This is a genomic window from Marinomonas colpomeniae (assembly GCF_014803385.1).
GTDB classification, from domain to species: domain Bacteria; phylum Pseudomonadota; class Gammaproteobacteria; order Pseudomonadales; family Marinomonadaceae; genus Marinomonas; species Marinomonas colpomeniae.
In genome coordinates this window covers 211,056-228,992 of the sequence record NZ_JACYFC010000001.1, presented here as the reverse complement: position 1 = coordinate 228,992, position 17,937 = coordinate 211,056, and the positions used below count along the sequence as shown (strand labels likewise).

The following is a 17,937-nucleotide window of genomic DNA, read 5'->3' as shown; positions in this document are numbered from 1 at the left end:
CTCCTCTTACAATGTGTTAATAGGTTAATTAATCGGATTATGAACCGTAACCAACTTAGTTCCGTCCGGAAACGTCGCTTCAACTTGAACTTCATGAATCAAATCAATAACGCCGTCCATCACCTGCTCTGCACTTAATAAGGTTTTTCCATAGCTCATCAATTCCGCTACCGTTTTACCGTCACGGGCACCTTCGATGATTTCCATTGTGATATAAGCCATTGCTTCTGGGTAATTCAATTTAAGGCCACGATTTAAGCGACGTTCAGCTAATAACGCAGCAGTGAAAACCAATAACTTGTCTTTTTCTCTTGGAAGCAATTCCATATAGTCACCTTTAAAAAGTCATCTTTAAATAATTTTTCTAAACAGATCGCCTTTAACTGATCACCTTCAAAACAGGGCTAGGTCGCCCAAATTCTAGGCGCGCAGGCTGTTTTTTTCATCAATGCAGGTCGAATGTCAGTCCAGCATTGAATAAATAATTGTTTCATCTGCTCTGAGTCATTGTGAACACTACGCACCATAATATAATCACCGACTAAACTGGCTCCACTTAAAGACGTGTGGTCACGGCAGTGCAAGCGAAGCTTGCTGATTAATTCCTCATGGCAGCTTTCATCAATGCCTTTTTCACTGTCAGCATTGGACGGGAACGGTCCCGCAATCATTAAGCCATTAATAGGTTTGCTATCCAATCCGGCCTTACCGTGGAAAATATTTCGGCTGGCATTGTCTATAACCAAACGTTCGCGAACTTTTAATCGACCATTCTGACGAATTTGAAAGCCTTGCTCTGCATGACCATCACCAAAATCTTGTTTATTAGCAGGTAACCCAAAACAGGTAATTTCCCAACCGATAAACTGAGCGTTATCGTCTAATTCTATGCAGTTTTCGAGCCGTGTATTTGCATTAGGGTAAAGAATCGTTTCTTGAGGAAGCCATTCCATCAGACTATTTTTAGCGACGTTTAATTGAGTAATTTGATGCTGGAGGCTTTTGTCTTCTCGTGCACGATAAACTCGACCTGCTCCTGGGGTAGTAATTAACACGTGGGTGTTTTCAGCCAGATTGGCTGTTATGGTTAAGCGATCACCAGACACTAAACCACCCGGTGGGTGCAATAAATAGACGTGTGCAGTATCTTTTCCTTCAGGATAAAAAGGCTTTTGTACATACAAAGGCCCTTTATGGTCGCACGTTTTTAACACAGTACCGCGAGCAGTTTTGCTAAAACCTAGTGTGAGAAAAGCATGCCAATGAGACGATTTTTCTGCCCCTATCTCTTCTTTTAGGGCAAGGTTATGTGTTTTCATTTATTTCCTAAAAACGTTCCGCTGAATCTTAACGCTATACTGCTAAGTACTGTTTAATCAAGCTGTCATCAAGATTTTCCATTTTATCTGATGCTACAACACGGCCTTTTTCTATCAATCGGAACTCTTTACCGACCCGTCTAGCAAAGCCCAATTTTTGCTCGACCAAGATAACCGTTAGACCATCTTCCGCATTAAGCTTCAAAATAACATCGCCTATTTGCTTAACAATATTTGGCTGAATACCTTCGTTTGGCTCATCTAGAATCAAGACCGTAGGTTCTAAAACTAATGCTCGGCCAATAGCAAGTTGCTGCTGCTGACCACCAGATAAATCACCACCGCGACGATGTAACATATCTTTTAAGACTGGAAACAATTCAAATATTTTTTCTGGAATGTCTTTCGGTGAATCTTTGGTTCGTTTACTACGAACAGGTAAACCAATACGCAGATTTTCCTCTACCGTTAGCATAGGGAAAATATCTCGACCTTGTGGCACATAACCGATACCAGAGTAAGCACGTTTCTCGGCGCTTTGTTTATTTAGCGCTTGACCATGCATGGTAATTTCACCACTTTTGATGGGTAACAATCCCATAATAGCTTTCAGTAGTGTGGTTTTCCCTACGCCATTACGCCCCATAATACAGGTGATAGAACCTGGTTCGATCTCCAGATCCAAGCCCCATAGAATTTGCGTGCCGCCATAGAGTTGATCGACTTTATTAATTGAAATCATACCTCTTCCCCTTCGGCTATTTCACTTTCTCCTAGATAGACTTCAATAACATCTCGATTACTTTGAATCTGATCCATTGTACCTTCCGCCAAGACTGAACCTTGATGCAATACCGTCACGGTACGCGCGATGCTACGAACAAACTCCATGTCGTGTTCCACTACAATAACGGTACGTTCACCCGCTAACGATGTAAGTAACTCTGCTGTTTTTTCCGTTTCTTGTGGCGTCATACCCGCGACAGGTTCATCAATTAATAACAACCTTGGATCAGCAGCCAATAACATACCAATTTCTAACCATTGTTTTTGCCCATGAGACAAAGCTCCTGCTAACATAAAACGGTGCTTGGCCAAACCAACAATCTTCAACACTTCATCAATACGATCAATTTGAGTTGGTGTTAAACGTGAAAATAAAGTTGGTAAAACGCCTTTGTCGGTTTTTAGCGACAATTCCAAATTATCAAACACGGATTGTTCTTCAAAAACTGTCGGTTTTTGAAACTTTCGCCCTATCCCTAATTGCGCAATTGCCGCTTCGTCTTTGTTTAATAAGTTATGAGTTTGACCAAAAAAAACCGTCCCTGAATCACATTGTGTTTTGCCTGTGATCACATCCATCAAAGTAGTTTTTCCTGCGCCATTAGCACCGATCAAACAACGTAACTCGCCATCATTCACATACAGGTTTAAATTATTTAAAGCCTTAAAGCCATCAAAACTCAGATTCAAATCTTCCACATATAGAATCATCTGATTATCGACATTTACCTTAGTCTGAGCGGGCGTAAGAAATGGCCAAACCTGATCTCGACGAAAAGTCTCGCGAAAGCTTTCTACCGTATTTTCATTAGCACTCATGCTTCAGACTCCTGAGTTTTAGCTGGACGACGTTTAGCCATCATTTGCGCATATAACCCCATCAAGCCTTTTGGTAAATACAAGGTGACTAAAACAAACATAGCACCAAGAGCAAACAGCCAAGCGTCAGGCATAATCGCGGTGAATCGAGTTTTTGCATAATTCACCAAAATCGCGCCAATAATCGCGCCAATTAACGTGCCACGACCACCTACAGCAACCCAGATCACCATTTCAATTGAATTAATCGGTGAGAACTCACCAGGGTTAATAATGCCTACTTGTGGAACATATAAAGCGCCTGCAATGCCTGCAATAACGGCCGAATAAACGAACAACCACACTTTATAACGATCAGTACGATAGCCAATAAAACGAGAACGAGATTCTGCATCACGAATCGCCAACACCACTTTTCCGAAACGAGAAGACAAAATACGTTGGCTGACAACAAACAACACAGCCAACAACAACGCCGTGATCATAAACAAACTGACGCGAGTAGAGTCTGCTTGTAAGTCAAAACCTAGAATTTCTTTAAAATCGGTTAAGCCATTGTTACCACCGAAGCCCATTTCGTTGCGGAAAAAAGCTAATAACAAAGCGTAAGTTAATGCTTGGGTCATAATCGACAGATATACACCCGTTACGCGAGAACGGAACGCCAGCCAACCAAACACGAATGCGAGTATTCCAGGCACAACAACCGCCATTAGCATAGCGAACCAGAAGTGATCCATACCGAGCCAAAACCAAGGCAACTCTTTCCAATCCAAGAACACCATAAAGTCTGGTAATAGTGGATTTCCATATACACCACGGTCACCTATTTGACGCATTAAATACATACCCATGGCGTAACCGCCCAAAGCGAAAAAAGCACCATGCCCTAAACTTAAAATTCCGCAATAACCCCAAATAATATCCACCGCCAACGCCAGCATGGCGTAGCACAAATACTTGCCTAACAAGGTAATCGTATAGGTGCTGACATACAGTGCGGAATCAGCGGGTAAAAACAAATTTGCAGCGGAAGCCAATAGCGTCATGGTTAAAAGGATCACCACAAATGGCAAGGTATGTTTGCCAGAAGAACGCCCAGCGGAAAACCATTCTGTAAGACGTGTCATTCTGCCGCCCTCCCTTTTTGTGGAAAGAGTCCTTTAGGACGTTTTTGAATAAAGAGAATAATAAACACCAGTACGATAATAGCCGCGAGTACGGCTCCTGTAGTCGGTTCCAAAAACTTAGTCGCAATCCCTAAAGAAAATGCAGCAACCAAGGTGCCTAATAAATTACCAACGCCACCAAACACCACGACCATGAAAGAGTCGATAATGTAAGCTTGACCTAAGTTTGGCCCAACATTGGTTAATTGGCTCAATGCCACGCCTGCTATGCCTGCTATGCCTGAACCCAATCCAAAGGTCATCGCATCTACCCAGTTGGTTTTTACGCCCATAGCCTTCGCCATACTACGATTTTGTGAAACCGCGCGAACGTTTAAACCAAGTGAGGTTTTTTTCAAAATAATGACTAAAGCAATAAACACTAACAAGGCAAACGCCAAGATGTACAAACGGTTTAACGTAAGAGACAACACTGGATTAATTTCCCATGAGCCACTCATCCAACTTGGCGTAGATACTTGACGGTTCAATGGAGAGAAAATAGTTCGTACCAATTGCTGAAGGATTAAGCTGATACCGAAAGTGGCCAGCAAGGTTTCCAATGGACGGCCATGCAAATGACGAATGACCAAACGTTCAATCAAAACCCCCATCAAACCCGACACCAGAAAAGCCGCTGGAATCGCGACCCAAATGGAATAATCAATGTAATTTGGCATGATCAACTGAACCACATAGGTGGTGTAAGCACCCAACATAATCATTTCGCCATGGGCCATATTAATGACGCCCATTACACCAAAGGTGATTGCCAAACCTATTGACGCTAATAAAAGCACAGAACCCAAACTCAGACCAAAGAATAGCTGATCAATAAAAGCAAAACGATTTGCTCTCTGAGCGATGTTTTCTAAAGCCTCAGAAGCTGCTTTCACAATGGCTGGATTTTCGTCTTTCATTAGCTTGGTTAAGGTATTTCGTACATCTCCTTCTAAACTAGTAGAAAGACGCTCAATTGCAACAAGACGATTGGAAGGAACCAAGTCTATGGAAGTCGCGGCATACATGGATAAAGCCAAACCCATCGCTTCTTTCACTTTTTTGTTTGCTTCATTCGGATATAAAGCTTCAATTAAATTAATCGTGTCCTTGTCTAGTTTTGAGAGCAGTTCACGAACCGCTGATTGACGTAATTCAGGAGATTTTGCAGTTAGTTGAATCTGCGCAATAGCGTTACGTAGATAACCGCGCAGAGTATTATTAACACGGATTTTTTTGACGTCTTTTTTACTTAGGTTTGGCACAACAACTTGGCTAAATACATCTTTATAAACCGTATTACCTTGTTCATCGAATTGCCCTACTAGAGATTTATCTGCCTTAATATAATAAAGGTCGCCACCCAATAAAATGCGAAAAAGCGGCAAGATTGCTTCACCTTGTGTATTGGCAAGTTTCTCTAAAATCGGTGTCATGTTTTTTAATTTTGCGCCAACAAGCTCTGTTAATAATGAGTCTTGTGGACTGGATTCAGCGGCATATACTGAAAAAGATAAGAGCCCAAAAAGACAGCAACAAAGTGCAATTAAGTGTCTCAAGGTGATACTCCAAATAGCGGATGAGGAATTACAAAAAAATCTTAAAAAATAACTAAAAAATACTCCCCATCTCCAACGAGACAGAGAGCATTTATCAACACAGGAATTTCTTTAAACTAAGATCATAAAGCCGAAACATACGACCTAGTAAACTTGACCAGAACAGGTTTTCGTTTTCGTGTTGTAGTTACCGCACTTGATAGGCGCAGTCCAATCAGAAATCAAATCTTTTGAACCTGGAAGAAAGTCAGACCATGCATCACCAGCAACCACACCGTCAGTTTCCCAAACCACTTCAAATTGACCATCGTCTTGGATTTCGCCAATCAGTACTGGCTTGCTTAAATGGTGATTCTTGTTCATCACGGCAATACCGCCTGTTAGGTTAGGTGTTTCTTGACCTATCATCGCTTGTTCAACGGCATCTACGTCTGTTGTACCGGCATCTGTCACTGCATTTGCCCACATTTTGAAGCCGATGTAAGTCGCTTCCATTGGGTCATTTGTTACGCGGTTAGAATCTTTTGTGAAGGCTTTCCACTTTGCAATGAACTCGTCATTCGCATCGCTTTCCACACTTTGGAAATAGTTCCAAGCCGCTAGATGACCAACTAATGGTTTAGTGTCTAAGCCAGACAATTCTTCTTCACCAACAGAGAAGGCTACCACTGGAATATCTTCTGAAGAGATACCTTGGTTACCCAATTCTTTGTAGAAAGGAATGTTGGCATCACCATTAATGGTAGAAACCACTGCGGTTTTCTTACCTTCGCCACCAAACTTCTTGATGTCAGAAACAATAGACTGCCAATCAGAATGGCCAAAAGGTGTGTAGTTGATCATGATGTCTTTTGCTGCAACACCTTTTGCTTTTAGGTACGCCTCAAGAATCTTGTTCGTGGTACGTGGGTAAACGTAATCCGTTCCAGCAAGAACGAAACGCTCTACATCCAAATCATTCATTAAGTAATCAACAGCTGGAATGGCTTGCTGGTTTGGCGCAGCGCCTGTGTAAAATACATTTTTAGATGACTCTTCGCCTTCATACTGTACTGGGTAAAACATCAAGCCGTTCAGCTCTTCTAATACAGGCAAAACAGATTTACGAGAAACCGACGTCCAGCTACCAAAAATCACATCTACTTTTTCTTGAGTTAATAACTCACGACCTTTTTCTGCAAACAAAGGCCAGTTTGAGGCTGGATCAACAACAATGGCTTCTAGTTGTTTGCCAAGCAAACCACCTTTTTTGTTTTGCTCTTCAACCATCATCAAGACAGTGTCTTTTAATGTCGTTTCAGAAATTGCCATAGTGCCAGACAAAGAATGCAATACACCGACTTTGATTGTGTCAGCAGCCCATGAAGGCAAGGTCATTAGCGTTGCTCCAGAGAGCAGAATCGCAGAAGTAAGCATTTTGATTTTCATAATTGGAGCCGTCCTATTGTGATTTATAATAATGAATCGAGATAAGAAACCGCGTGTAGAAATATCTACAGCCTCATATCAGTAAGTTCAGTATCAAGAAACCACAGTAAGAAAGGTATGCGCGAAACACCCTAGTCGGATACGTCATTTAACGTATACATAAGGAAAATATCATCTGGTCATTTGGCGTGATAAGCTATATAGAATAATCAGTTAGAAATTCAGTACTATTTGAGTTTAGTTTTTTAATAGCATCTATCATCAATACTGCTTCAGAATTTGATCAGTTTCGTTTATTAAAACAACAGGATTATCTACACCAAACACTTGGAATGAGTTTCGTATAGAAAACGACGCCTTTTTGTAAGCCATAACAGCTTTATGATTAGCAACTTCCATAAGAGGCAATTTGTAGTAAAGGACAAAATTTGAGTGCTTTCACTTTAATGCCCCTAGGGCGACGCGGTTTGGTTCAAGCGACGAACCTTGTCGTGACATCTCTTGTCGCTAGTTTAGCCATCATAAAAATAGTTATTTTGGGATTAAACTCCCTACCAATTCCGGCGTTTTTTGTCATAGTTGCAGGAGTAATTAACGCAATTTATATTAGGCGTAATGGTTCAATAGACGTCGCCGCTAAAATACTAATAATCACAGCTCTCTTCGGCCTAGCCTTTTCCAGCTTTTATACAGGAGGGGTTGACGCGTCAGTTGTTTTATTCGCCCCAATCATTCCAATTATGACCGTGTTACTTATCAATACGCGCGCTGCATGGATTACCTTTGGGCTAGTATGCTTAATTCTAATCGGTATCTTTATTCTTGACTTCAATGGTCATATACCTGAAAACACAGTAGACCCTGATCTGCTTTTGATGAGTCGTTACATTGTACTCATCTGCCTTTGCCTAATATCAACTTGGGTAGTATCACGTTTCTCTTCAATCTCACGAACTTTATTAGTACAACTTGAACAGCAATCAAATATAGATTATCTAACGGGTGTACTAAACCGTCGAGCAATTGAAACTGAACTTTTACAAGAAATAGATAGAGCAAAGCGTTCCAACACTTGGCTGTCACTCATAATGGCTGATGTCGATTTTTTCAAATTATACAATGATAGTAACGGGCACTTAGCTGGAGACACTTGCCTTAAAGAGATAGCCAAGTTAATAAGCGATTACAGCTTACGGGCAGCCGATAGTGTAGGAAGATTTGGTGGAGAAGAGTTCGTTCTAATATTGCCTGATACTAATATGGATAAGGCGACAGAAATCGCAGAAAATCTACGAAAAATCATTCTAAATCAACATATCCCTTATGGGCCAAATAACACTGATCCAGTAACTCTAACCTTAGGTGTAACAAGTGCTTACGGTCAAACCATAAGTGGCACTGAACAGCTCATCAGAGAAGCAGATGCTGCCCTTTATAAAGGGAAGCATCAAGGTCGAAATCGCGTCGTAAGTTCAATATCTGGAAGTTCAGTTGCCCAAAATTAATGATCTCAACAAAGCTTATATTCCAAGTGCTGTTTCACACCTGCCCATTCATGGGAAAGAATGCTAAAAATTACTGTGTCTCTAATTCTGCCATTTGGCATAACTCTATGGCTACGCAACACACCTTCTTGCTTAGCACCCAGTCGTAATATGGCATTACGTGAACGATGATTTAAGTAATCGGTTAAGAACTCAACACGGTTTAAATTTAGCACCTCAAAAGCATGATTTAACATGAGTAACTTAGCTTCTGTGTTGGCTTTAGTTTGTTGATGTGATTTAGCGAGAAAAGTAGACCCTATTTCAACGGCTTTATTTGCTAAATTCGCGTTCATAAACCGAGTAGATCCAATCACCTTATCTGTCGCTTCATCGATGGTAACAAAGGTTAATCCTGCCCCATTTTTATGTATTTCATAGGCTTTATTGAAAAACTCATCTATGTCATCTGGATGTGGAACGAAGGTGAAAAATAGTTCCCACAGTTTTCCATCTGATGCTGCCTGACATAAGCCTTCCCTATGATTTTCAGATAAAGGCTCTAAACGAACGTACTTTCCCTGCAATACAATTTTTTCAAACATAACATAGCTCTCAGTAATTCGTTGGCGACTATATACGCTATAAACAGCTGTTATCTATAATACTTTAAGCGACCTTATATGCCAGCTTCATAACATGCTGCGGGCCTGAAGGCCCTCCAAGATACAATTCCTCCGTATCTTGAAAACCGTTTTTCAAATAAAGATTTTTAGCCACATTATTTTTAACGTTTACTGTTAGATAAACATCTGTATGGTTTGGATAAGTAACCGCTAGATAATCAGGTAAGAGATTAAGCGTTTGTTTGGCATAACCATTACCTTGATGCTTATTGTCTATAAAAAATTTTCGTAGACCAAGGCTTTTCGAAGTAACGAAATCATTGTTTTTTTCATAGACGGTATCGATTAAGAAGAAGCCAACGACTTGGTTTTCTACAGTGATAACATAAGGTCGAATTTGCGCATTGATCATGGTTAAAATATCGTCAATGGTCCCAACAAATTTAACTTGGCTCTCATCCAAACCAAGCGTTATTAGTTCACCCAAATGCTGAGACGCCATTTTTTCTATTTTTATCAATGAACTTTTCCTTGTCATAGAAATAATTCTTTCAGTTTTTAGAGCAAAAATAATACTGAGTTTGAAACGACTATGACAAATATTTTTCAATAAAAAACTCCAATCTAAGATCAGAGTTCTTTATTAACCTGTTCTCGCTTCAAGTTTATTTAGCACGATAGACTCATATAAATGAGTTTCCTTATTTAGCCAAATTGGACGTCATTTCTTCGATCTGCTGGGTAATTACATTATCTTTTTCTGGGCTGTATTTATCGGCATGTATGAAGTGAACATTCTGTACGCCAATAAAGCTTAAACAATGCTTTAGCCAAGGTGTTAAAAAATCGATGTCAGAGCCTATTTCTGTTCCGCCAGAAGTCACAACAACAAACACCTTTTTATTTTCTAATAAGCCAATTGGGCCAGTTTCAGTATACGTAAAAGTTTCTTTAGAACGACATAATAAGTCGATAAATGCTTTAAACGACGCTGGCATAGAAAAGTTATAAATAGGCACGCCAATCACCCAAACGTCTGCGTTTTTTGCAGACTTCACAATGTCATTCGATACGCTTATGGCAGACTTTTGCTCAGTGGTTCTTTGTTCATCCGGCGTAAAATAACTCCCGATCATAATATCTGTTAAAAACGGCAAACCAGCAGCTACATTCAACGGGTTACTTTCTACTGTCGTTTTTTTCGATAAATTCTCAATAAATTGCTGCGTTATTCTTCTGCTATGAGATTGCTCATCTCGAGAACTGGAATCAATGTGCCATACTTTCATTTCAATTTCCTTTTCCGGTTTTTTAATAATGTCGTTTATTAGTGTTTGCTTAATATTCTTCATTCAAAGAAGGTATCAGCGGAATAATACGATGAGGATTAATGTCTTCATGAGAGAAGTAATAGTGACGCTTTATCTGCTCAAAGTTCGTTGTATTCTTGATAGCATCAAGCTTATAAAATTTTTTTGTATAACGACTTAACCTAGGATAATCGGCGATTCTTTTTTGACTGCATTTGAAATGAATGTAGTACACCAAATCAAATCGCAACAAGGTTGGAATCAACCTAATATCTGCTTCCGTCAGAGTATTCCCCACCAAAAACTCACGATTTTCTAAATGAGCTTCTATCGCATCCAACGTCTCGAAAAGTGGTACAACTGCACTATTATAGGCCGCTTGTGTCTTCGCGAATCCACTACGATATACGCCATTATTTAAGCTCTCATATATTGCCTCGTTCCAAGTATCAATGTCAGCCTGATGTTCTTCTGGGTAGTAATCGTCATGGTTTCCAGTGAGTTCATTAAAAGCGATATTTAATATTCTGATAATTTCAGACGACTCATTATTCACTATTGTATTGGTTTTTTTATCCCATAAAATTGGCACAGTAACACTGGTTGAGATATCAGGCTGCGCTTTCTGGTAAACCTCATAAAGGTGTGTGCTATCAAATAGGTGGTCTTTTGTTGTGCCTTCAATCGCTGTTTCAAAATGCCTAGCAAAGCTCCAACCTTTTTCCAACATATCAGGATGAACAACACTGACTGAAATATGATCCGTCAGGTTTTTAAGCTCTCTATAAATCAAAGCTCGATGAGCCCATGGGCAAGCATAGCTGACATACAAATGGTATCGGCCAGACTCCGGTGTATAAACCGCATGATCGTTTGAAATAACATCTCGAAAGGTACGTGGTTTTCGATCGAATGCGCCTTTATCATCACTGGAAATCACACTGCCTTCTAGCCACTTTCCGTCAACTAACTTACCCATGATTTATATCCTTTCACCTATTTTCTATTAACCTAAAAGAGGGTTGATGTTCGTGCCACCATCGACATTTATTTCACTTCCTGTCATAAAAGAAGCTTGATCAGAAGCCAAGAAGCAAACCATATTGGCTATCTCTGAAGGTTTCCCATAGCGTTTTAATGGAATACGGTCTTGCATAGCACCAGCCATGCCTTGAAGTTGCTCTTCCGATAATCCTGCTTTACCGAAAATAGGCGTTTCTATAGGACCTGGATTTACCACATTAACTCGGATTTTTCTTGGTGCTAATTCAGTTGCAGCCGTTCTGCTAAATGCATTTAATGCCGCTTTAGACGCCGCATAAATCGACGTATTTGGCATGCCTGTGTATGCATTAATAGAAGATAAGTTAATGACACTTGCTCCGTCTTTTAATACAGGTAAAAATTTCTCAAGAGTAAATATAGCGCCTTTTAAGTTAATACTCATTTGATAGTCATAAGACTCTTCTTCAATATGGCCAAGTGGCGAAGGTACAAAAACACCAGCGTTAACAAATAAAGTATCTATTGCGCCATATGTATTTTTTACTTGCTCAACCAGACGGTCAATAGATAACAAATCTTGTACGTCAGCAACAATGCCTTCGACGCCAAGTTCGGCAGCAGCTTGTTTTACTCTCTCTGTAGAGCGACCTGTAATGACAACGGTTGCGCCCTCTTCTTTAAATTTCTTCGCAGTAGCAAAACCTATTCCGCTATTACCTCCGGTGATCACTGTGATTTTGTTGTTTAATAATGTGCTCATTTTATTTTCCTTGGTTTTAATTGTTTCTGTTTGAATTAATCACTTAATAATAGAGCTCACCAAAAATAAAAAAAGTCCTTATTTTTTGTTTTTTTGTGCTAAATTTAGACCATGATTCATATTACGATTGAACAAATACAATGTCTAAAAGCCCTTATTGATGCAGGCAGCTTTTCGATGGCTGCTGAAAAACAAGGCAAAGCCAAGTCCGCGATAATCTATTCGATCAAACGGTTGGAAGAGCAGCTTGGTTTTAGCGTGATTGAACGAAGCGGCTATAAAAGTAAATTGACATCTAAAGGGCGAGACTTTCTAGAAAGCTCAAAAAAATTACTGACGGAATACGATAATCTATTAGTAAAATGCTCCCAGATTGAATCTCACATCGAATCTTTTTTTCGATTAAGCGTTTCCGGCATCTATGGCATAGACATGGTGAGTCCTGTCATCGCCAACGCGATGAAAACCTTTCCACAAACAGAAATTCAATTAGAACGAGAGATTCTAAGTGGCGAGCGAATGCTCAATGCAGATATGGTCGATTTGGCTATTTTTGAAAATATTAGAAACACAAAAGACCTCGATTATAAAAAAATCGATGAAGTTCAAGCCGTATTAAGCATTGCAGCGAATCATCCATTCCTAGAACTGCCTAAATCAGAACAATCCTTTGAAGCCTTATACAAATACCCTCAAATAATACAACGAAGCACTATTCCTGAAGATGATCACTCAGTCGGTGTTTACAATGATTCATTACAATGGAAAGTATCTGATACTCATTCTAAATACGACATCATATTACATGGTTTAGGCTGGGGAAGACTGCCTATGCCGCTCGTTCAGAAAGACTTAGAAACAGGAAAACTGATTGAACTAGATTGGTTAGAAGACGGTGACCTCATCACTATTTACATCGCAAAAAAGAAAAATAGAATGAAAGGTAAAGTAGCTGAATTTATTTGGAACTCGTTTTGATCTAGGCTAAATGTAAAAGTGATCTGGATTGCCTTTTCCTGCGTTAGTTATTTAACCACTATTAAATACTTTCGAAGGAAAAAATCTTATGTTCAATGTTCGTTTACCTATCGTAGCCTCTGCTCTTATCTTTGCAGGGCAGTTTGCCTATGCGAATGTTGAAGTCATCTTTGTCGAAAGCGCACCCAAAGACAGGTTCGTATTAACTAATACAAGCCAATGCCTCTTAAAAAACTTAACCGTCAATCTCGACTTATCCAGCAGTGTAGGAAAACTTATTTTTGATACGACATCGACAGGTGCAGGTGTTGAGGTTTTTCAACCGTTTGAAGTCAGAAAAGGCAATTTGAAACTAGCTTCTTCAGAAAAGGTGAAAGACGGAGATTCAACACTGTCATTAGTCATTGAAAGCATCGCCGCAAACGATTCTGTCAGTTTTACCATTGATGTGGATGATACGTTGACTCAAAGTGAACTCGGTAACATTCGCGTGTCTGGTTCTGAAATTAAAAACGCTTCAATAGATGTGAATGTTCAAGGTCAACAAGCATCCGCTGCAACATTTAATAATAAAGGCAAAGCCTTGGTATCACTTTCATCCTGCTGAGCGTTTAATCAGTGAGCGACTGATACACAAGATTTAGCGAAATAATGACAATACAACTGATAAAAACGAGTAACGTGAATGGGCTTTTCACCTTTATATTGGTGTAGAAAATAAAAGTGCCATTCTCTTCCTCTTATCTCAGGCAGCACCCTTACCAACCTTTTTTTATTAAGGTGAGTTTGCGCTAAGAATTCTGGCAGAAGCGCGATTCCCATATCACTTAAAACCACCTCTAACGCAGAACTCAGTGTGCTTACTTTTGCACAGTGTGTTATTGATACTAATTGTTCATTCGCATGAGCATTATCAAATAGTTGCAATTTTTCGCGATGCCAAGCAGTGGCAATAAACTTGTGCTTGGACAAGTGCTCAATACTATCAACATTGCCATATTGTTTGAGATAACGCGGTGAGGCGCAAAACACTTCAGAAACCTTACCGACAGACAACGCACGATAATCACAGTCTTTTATATCGCCACCAAAAATCGCGGCATCTAAATTATGCTCGATCAAATCTTGCCATTTCTCAGTCACCATAATCTCAGGTGTCAGCTTAGGAAACTCTAAACACAGCTGTTTCAATGCAGGGACGACGATTCCTTTTTCAACAAAGGGCGGCACCGACACTTTAAAGTGACCGCTGGGCTGCTCTTTTTCACTATCAAGCTCCATTAACGTCATACTTAGCTGCTCACTTAATAACTCGCTGCGAGCCAACAAAGCCTCTCCAACTGAAGTCAGCACAACGCCTCGAGTGTTACGTATTAACAACTGATGACCCGTTGATTCTTCTAAGCGTTTTATCTGCTGACTAATGGCCGATTTACTCATGCCTAATTTTTTAGCCGCCGCGGTAAAAGAACGTTTATTTGCCACTTCGACAAAAATCAATAATAAAGGAGCCAATTTCACAGCGTTCATATTTTTAAACAACGCGTTAATTTTATGAGTATTGTTTATTATCCTTCACAAAATTAAGCTGTGTCAACGCTAACAAACACGGAGAGACACCATGAAAACCTTAGTCATCGTTAACCTAACCCCAGTAGACAAAACAAAATTAACTGAATACAGCGCTCTAGCAGCTGAAACATTAAAACCCTTTAACGGACATTTCATTGCTAAAGGTGCAATCGAAACACTACACGGCGAAGCGACTCACCCAATGAAAGCCGTTATCGAATTTCCAGACAAAGAAAGTGCGAAAAATTGGTATAATAGTGACGCATACCAAGCAATAATTCCATTACGAGATTCAGGTATGGAGAGCCAATTCCATTTGGTTTAAAACCTATTTTTGACATAAAAAATTGATAAACCTTAATCGTCTCAGATATTAAGGTTTATCAACCGCAACATATGGATAGGATACACAATATGCAACGAGTCACTTCATCTAAACTCCCATTACAAAGCGCTCTTCATGATCGAATAAAGCCTATGGACTTTATTGACTGCTATTGTATTGAATCCGACCTACCTACCCGTAATGCAGCAGAAATCATTACGAATTTCCCTGCATGGGCACAATTTTTGGTTCGAATAAGAAATGTAATCACAGCCCCTTTGGGACTTTTAAAAGAAGCGCCAACAACAGGAGATAAAGTCGGTTTTTTCCCAGTTGAGTCTGAAAGTGACGATGAAATCATTGCTGGATTTAACGACAAACATTTAGATTTTAGAGTGTCTGTCATATCGCAGAATGGAAAGGTATTTTTAGCAACATGGGTTCATACAAATAACATGGTAGGTCAGCTTTATCTTAAAGTTATTCTTCCATTCCACATACTTATCGTCCGCAATGCGTTAGCTCGTGTAAGAAAAGAAAACAATAATATACTCCGTTAGCCTCACCATATAATGGTTTCTACCATCCATCTGAACAATGTTAAAAAAGAGTCGTTACAACTAGGGAAGGTGCGAATAAGTCTCCACAACCAACACTTGTTTCCCTACTGTTATACCTTGCTCTAAATTACTGTGCGCTTTCACTAACTGCGAAAGCGGTAACACGGGAGCGAGATCAGGTTGTAACTCCCCTGCTTTAAACAGTTTAAAGACATGATGAAAATCTTCTATAAACCATTTAGGTTGTTTAGATCTCATATTTGTTACCGAGTAAAAGGAATATCGAGACGATATTTTTGTTTTTATTAAATAGCGAACGCTGGTCGCTAAAAATTTCACGAAAGTAAGACGAGACTCTGGCTTACCTTTAACTAGCTCCGTCATGCCATAGCAAACAAGGCTTCCTTTTTTAGCGAGACACTTGTTGGAAAGGTTTAAGTGACTGCCTCCTATACCATCAAAAACAATGTCCATTCCTCCTGCTTTTTGACAAACACTGGCAACATCGTCATGAGTGTAATCAATCGGCGTCACACCATAATGACGTAACCGCTGATGGTTTTTTGCAGACGCGGTACCGTACACATCAACATTGAGGGACGCCAACAACTGAACAATCGCCATACCAACCCCACCAGAGGCACTGTGGACAAGCACTCGTTTGGTGGGTGTATTGTCATCAAAACAAAGCGATTGACGGTGAATCATTTGATACGCCGTCACATAGTTCAGCATCAAGGCGGCAACACTTGGAATGTCAGCGTCGGATACTGAGTTAGGAAGCGGCACCACGTCCTTTGCGTCAATATTCCTAAAGTGCGTGTTATTTCCGGTGATAGACATAACCGCAACCTGTAAGCCTTTGGTTAATGCTGGAAACGTCTCAGACACGTCACTCCCCAACGCTTCGATAACGCCAATACCTTCGTAGCCCATAACAACATTGGGATTTTTCACATCGGGATAAAACCCACGCCGAATCAAAACATCCGCCATAGACAATCCCATAGCCACCATGCGTAATTGAACTTCTCCTTTGGCAGGTTCAGCAAGTTCTGTTTTGATGGGGAAAATTTGCGACGAATCACCAAAGGCATTGAGTCGATATTCGATGTTTTTACGAACCATATTAGTCTCTCTTATTCATGTCATTAAACTGTTGAGACATCTAAATTAACGACCAAATAACTATTAATGAAATGGATTACCTTTATTTCAATAATTAGCTAAACTAATAACCTGACTTATGAGTGATTCATCAAGGTGACATCAAGGTAACGCTATGGACTACAACCTCTTAAAGGCCTTAACCGCTTTAGTCTCTACATCCAACGTGACACGTGCCGCCGAAAAATTGCACCTGAGTCAACCCGCAGCCAGCAATGCCTTGGCTCGATTACGAACGGCAATGGAAGATCCTATCCTCATCCGTTCAGGTAATGCCATGATCCCTACTGAACGTGCCATCCATGCAGCAAAAGAAGCCGAATTATTAATCGATAAAATCGAACAGCTATTCAGTCCTCCGACCGCCTTTATTCCCGAAACATCAAACCATCGCTTTGTCATTGCATTAACCGATTACGGAATGCAAACCGTCGTTCCCACACTTTTACAATCGCTGGCTAAAGCAGCACCTAATATAGAATTGGATATTCGCTTATTGGGGGATAAAGATTCATTGGCTTCCCTATCCGAAGCTTTGCTAAATAACGAAGTCGATTTTTTAATCTCCCGAATGATAGAAACACCCAAAGCTTTTAACAGCATTGATCTTTTTCAGGATCAATTTGTCACCATAGCGTCCAGTCATCATTCGAGGATTAATAAGGAACTTTCTGAGAGATTGTTTTTAAAAGAGAAACACATTCTTGTGTCTTTTTCCGGGGACAGACATGGACTGGTAGATGCCGCACTAAAGAGCCAATCTAAAAATCGGGTCATCGCACACACAGTGAGTAATTTTTATAACGCGGCCTTGATGGTCGAAAAAACAGATCTGTTGTGTACCGTTAGCGAAAAAGTAGTCGGCGACCTAAGCGAAAAATTCAACATACAGACACTTCCATGTCCTATCGTTATGCCTAAATTTTCAGTGGGAATGTATTGGAGCCGTGTACAAGATAAAAAACCAGAACACGTCTGGTTTATTCAATTTTTAAAGTCAATTCAAACCCTGCTCTAATAGCCTACCTCCATGTAGGTATCATTTTGTGGATAAGAACTCCAGAAATGAA

At 40.1% G+C, this 17,937-nt stretch carries 20 protein-coding genes; 6 read left to right on the top strand and 14 right to left on the bottom strand.

The genetic code is table 11. The features are described from left to right. Positions 1 to 24: 24 nt before the first annotated feature. The 7 genes from IF202_RS01145 to urtA form a co-directional block, all read right to left on the bottom strand. Positions 25 to 327 (bottom strand): urease subunit gamma, encoded by a 303-nt coding sequence (locus IF202_RS01145; protein ID WP_191593037.1) that lies wholly within the window; start codon positions 325 to 327, stop codon positions 25 to 27. A 77-nt stretch (positions 328 to 404) separates the two neighbouring features. Continuing rightward, positions 405 to 1,319 (bottom strand): urease accessory protein UreD, encoded by a 915-nt coding sequence (locus tag IF202_RS01140; RefSeq protein WP_191593036.1) that lies wholly within the window; start codon positions 1,317 to 1,319, stop codon positions 405 to 407. A 34-nt stretch (positions 1,320 to 1,353) separates the two neighbouring features. Next, entirely contained in the window at positions 1,354 to 2,061 is a 708-nt protein-coding gene (gene urtE / locus IF202_RS01135) for an urea ABC transporter ATP-binding subunit UrtE (RefSeq protein ID WP_191593035.1), read from the bottom strand. Further along, positions 2,058 to 2,924, bottom strand: coding sequence for an urea ABC transporter ATP-binding protein UrtD (gene urtD, locus IF202_RS01130; RefSeq protein ID WP_191593034.1), 867 nt, complete (start codon positions 2,922 to 2,924; stop codon positions 2,058 to 2,060). Before urtD ends, urtE begins: the two co-directional genes overlap by 4 nt. Next, positions 2,921 to 4,054 (bottom strand): urea ABC transporter permease subunit UrtC, encoded by a 1,134-nt coding sequence (gene urtC / locus IF202_RS01125; protein ID WP_191593033.1) that lies wholly within the window; start codon positions 4,052 to 4,054, stop codon positions 2,921 to 2,923. The genes urtD and urtC overlap by 4 nt, the downstream gene beginning before the upstream one ends. After that, complete coding sequence (gene urtB / locus IF202_RS01120) at positions 4,051 to 5,652, bottom strand: urea ABC transporter permease subunit UrtB (RefSeq protein WP_191593032.1); 1,602 nt, start codon at positions 5,650 to 5,652, stop codon at positions 4,051 to 4,053. The genes urtC and urtB overlap by 4 nt, the downstream gene beginning before the upstream one ends. 144 nt (positions 5,653 to 5,796) lie before the next feature. After that, the gene (gene urtA, locus IF202_RS01115; RefSeq protein WP_191593031.1) at positions 5,797 to 7,080 is read right to left on the bottom strand and encodes an urea ABC transporter substrate-binding protein; all 1,284 of its coding nucleotides are present in this window, start codon (positions 7,078 to 7,080) and stop codon (positions 5,797 to 5,799) included. Positions 7,081 to 7,508: 428 nt separating this feature from the next. Between urtA and IF202_RS01110 the strand changes: the two genes are divergently transcribed. After that, positions 7,509 to 8,585, top strand: a complete 1,077-nt coding sequence (locus IF202_RS01110) for a GGDEF domain-containing protein (RefSeq protein WP_191593030.1) — start codon at positions 7,509 to 7,511, stop codon at positions 8,583 to 8,585. A gap of 5 nt (positions 8,586 to 8,590) precedes the next feature. Here the strand turns inward: IF202_RS01110 and IF202_RS01105 are convergent, their stop codons facing one another. The 5 genes from IF202_RS01105 to IF202_RS01085 form a co-directional block, all read right to left on the bottom strand. Next, positions 8,591 to 9,169, bottom strand: a complete 579-nt coding sequence (locus IF202_RS01105; RefSeq protein ID WP_191593029.1) for a GNAT family N-acetyltransferase — start codon at positions 9,167 to 9,169, stop codon at positions 8,591 to 8,593. A gap of 64 nt (positions 9,170 to 9,233) precedes the next feature. Next, a complete protein-coding gene (locus tag IF202_RS01100) occupies positions 9,234 to 9,728 on the bottom strand; it encodes a GNAT family N-acetyltransferase (RefSeq protein WP_235963153.1) in 495 nt (164 codons plus the stop codon). Between the two features lie 163 nt (positions 9,729 to 9,891). Beyond that, on the bottom strand, positions 9,892 to 10,479 hold the full coding sequence (locus tag IF202_RS01095) for an FMN-dependent NADH-azoreductase (RefSeq protein WP_191593028.1): 588 nt from the start codon (positions 10,477 to 10,479) through the stop codon (positions 9,892 to 9,894). A gap of 49 nt (positions 10,480 to 10,528) precedes the next feature. Continuing rightward, positions 10,529 to 11,479, bottom strand: a complete 951-nt coding sequence (locus tag IF202_RS01090) for a glutathione S-transferase family protein (protein ID WP_191593027.1) — start codon at positions 11,477 to 11,479, stop codon at positions 10,529 to 10,531. 27 nt (positions 11,480 to 11,506) lie between these two features. Continuing rightward, the gene (locus IF202_RS01085; RefSeq protein ID WP_191593026.1) at positions 11,507 to 12,265 is read right to left on the bottom strand and encodes an SDR family oxidoreductase; all 759 of its coding nucleotides are present in this window, start codon (positions 12,263 to 12,265) and stop codon (positions 11,507 to 11,509) included. Between the two features lie 111 nt (positions 12,266 to 12,376). Between IF202_RS01085 and IF202_RS01080 the strand changes: the two genes are divergently transcribed. Continuing rightward, positions 12,377 to 13,243, top strand: a complete 867-nt coding sequence (locus IF202_RS01080) for a LysR family transcriptional regulator (protein WP_191593025.1) — start codon at positions 12,377 to 12,379, stop codon at positions 13,241 to 13,243. Between the two features lie 88 nt (positions 13,244 to 13,331). Continuing rightward, positions 13,332 to 13,850 (top strand): aggregation factor core, encoded by a 519-nt coding sequence (locus IF202_RS01075; RefSeq protein ID WP_191593024.1) that lies wholly within the window; start codon positions 13,332 to 13,334, stop codon positions 13,848 to 13,850. Between the two features lie 8 nt (positions 13,851 to 13,858). Here the strand turns inward: IF202_RS01075 and IF202_RS01070 are convergent, their stop codons facing one another. Continuing rightward, the gene (locus IF202_RS01070; protein ID WP_191593023.1) at positions 13,859 to 14,773 is read right to left on the bottom strand and encodes a LysR family transcriptional regulator; all 915 of its coding nucleotides are present in this window, start codon (positions 14,771 to 14,773) and stop codon (positions 13,859 to 13,861) included. Between the two features lie 91 nt (positions 14,774 to 14,864). Between IF202_RS01070 and IF202_RS01065 the strand changes: the two genes are divergently transcribed. Both IF202_RS01065 and IF202_RS01060 read left to right on the top strand, forming a co-directional pair. Next, entirely contained in the window at positions 14,865 to 15,140 is a 276-nt protein-coding gene (locus IF202_RS01065) for a DUF1330 domain-containing protein (RefSeq protein WP_191593022.1), read from the top strand. An 89-nt stretch (positions 15,141 to 15,229) separates the two neighbouring features. Further along, complete coding sequence (locus tag IF202_RS01060; RefSeq protein WP_191593021.1) at positions 15,230 to 15,700, top strand: DUF2867 domain-containing protein; 471 nt, start codon at positions 15,230 to 15,232, stop codon at positions 15,698 to 15,700. Positions 15,701 to 15,760: 60 nt separating this feature from the next. Here the strand turns inward: IF202_RS01060 and IF202_RS01055 are convergent, their stop codons facing one another. Then, entirely contained in the window at positions 15,761 to 16,828 is a 1,068-nt protein-coding gene (locus tag IF202_RS01055; RefSeq protein ID WP_191593020.1) for a zinc-binding dehydrogenase, read from the bottom strand. 154 nt (positions 16,829 to 16,982) lie between these two features. Here IF202_RS01055 and IF202_RS01050 point away from each other — a divergent pair, with 154 nt between their 5' ends. After that, positions 16,983 to 17,885 carry a LysR family transcriptional regulator gene (locus tag IF202_RS01050; RefSeq protein ID WP_191593019.1) on the top strand — a complete coding sequence of 301 codons (903 nt, stop codon included), beginning with the start codon at positions 16,983 to 16,985 and terminating at the stop codon, positions 17,883 to 17,885. The last annotated feature ends 52 nt before the right edge of the window (positions 17,886 to 17,937 follow it).

Bases quoted from the DNA above. Each gene is read 5' to 3' on its own strand.
- IF202_RS01100 (WP_235963153.1), bottom strand. From the start codon at position 9,728: ATGACAAGGAAAAGTTCATTGATAAAAATAGAAAAAATGGCGTCTCAG.
- IF202_RS01075 (WP_191593024.1), top strand. From the start codon at position 13,332: ATGTTCAATGTTCGTTTACCTATCGTAGCCTCTGCTCTTATCTTTGCA.
- IF202_RS01090 (WP_191593027.1), bottom strand. From the start codon at position 11,479: ATGGGTAAGTTAGTTGACGGAAAGTGGCTAGAAGGCAGTGTGATTTCC.
- IF202_RS01055 (WP_191593020.1), bottom strand. From the start codon at position 16,828: ATGGTTCGTAAAAACATCGAATATCGACTCAATGCCTTTGGTGATTCG.
- IF202_RS01145 (WP_191593037.1), bottom strand. From the start codon at position 327: ATGGAATTGCTTCCAAGAGAAAAAGACAAGTTATTGGTTTTCACTGCT.
- IF202_RS01065 (WP_191593022.1), top strand. From the start codon at position 14,865: ATGAAAACCTTAGTCATCGTTAACCTAACCCCAGTAGACAAAACAAAA.
- IF202_RS01050 (WP_191593019.1), top strand. From the start codon at position 16,983: ATGGACTACAACCTCTTAAAGGCCTTAACCGCTTTAGTCTCTACATCC.
- urtA (WP_191593031.1), bottom strand. From the start codon at position 7,080: ATGAAAATCAAAATGCTTACTTCTGCGATTCTGCTCTCTGGAGCAACG.
- IF202_RS01140 (WP_191593036.1), bottom strand. From the start codon at position 1,319: ATGAAAACACATAACCTTGCCCTAAAAGAAGAGATAGGGGCAGAAAAA.
- IF202_RS01085 (WP_191593026.1), bottom strand. From the start codon at position 12,265: ATGAGCACATTATTAAACAACAAAATCACAGTGATCACCGGAGGTAAT.
- IF202_RS01060 (WP_191593021.1), top strand. From the start codon at position 15,230: ATGCAACGAGTCACTTCATCTAAACTCCCATTACAAAGCGCTCTTCAT.
- IF202_RS01105 (WP_191593029.1), bottom strand. From the start codon at position 9,169: ATGTTTGAAAAAATTGTATTGCAGGGAAAGTACGTTCGTTTAGAGCCT.
- urtC (WP_191593033.1), bottom strand. From the start codon at position 4,054: ATGACACGTCTTACAGAATGGTTTTCCGCTGGGCGTTCTTCTGGCAAA.
- IF202_RS01095 (WP_191593028.1), bottom strand. From the start codon at position 10,479: ATGAAAGTATGGCACATTGATTCCAGTTCTCGAGATGAGCAATCTCAT.
- IF202_RS01080 (WP_191593025.1), top strand. From the start codon at position 12,377: ATGATTCATATTACGATTGAACAAATACAATGTCTAAAAGCCCTTATT.
- IF202_RS01070 (WP_191593023.1), bottom strand. From the start codon at position 14,773: ATGAACGCTGTGAAATTGGCTCCTTTATTATTGATTTTTGTCGAAGTG.
- urtD (WP_191593034.1), bottom strand. From the start codon at position 2,924: ATGAGTGCTAATGAAAATACGGTAGAAAGCTTTCGCGAGACTTTTCGT.
- urtE (WP_191593035.1), bottom strand. From the start codon at position 2,061: ATGATTTCAATTAATAAAGTCGATCAACTCTATGGCGGCACGCAAATT.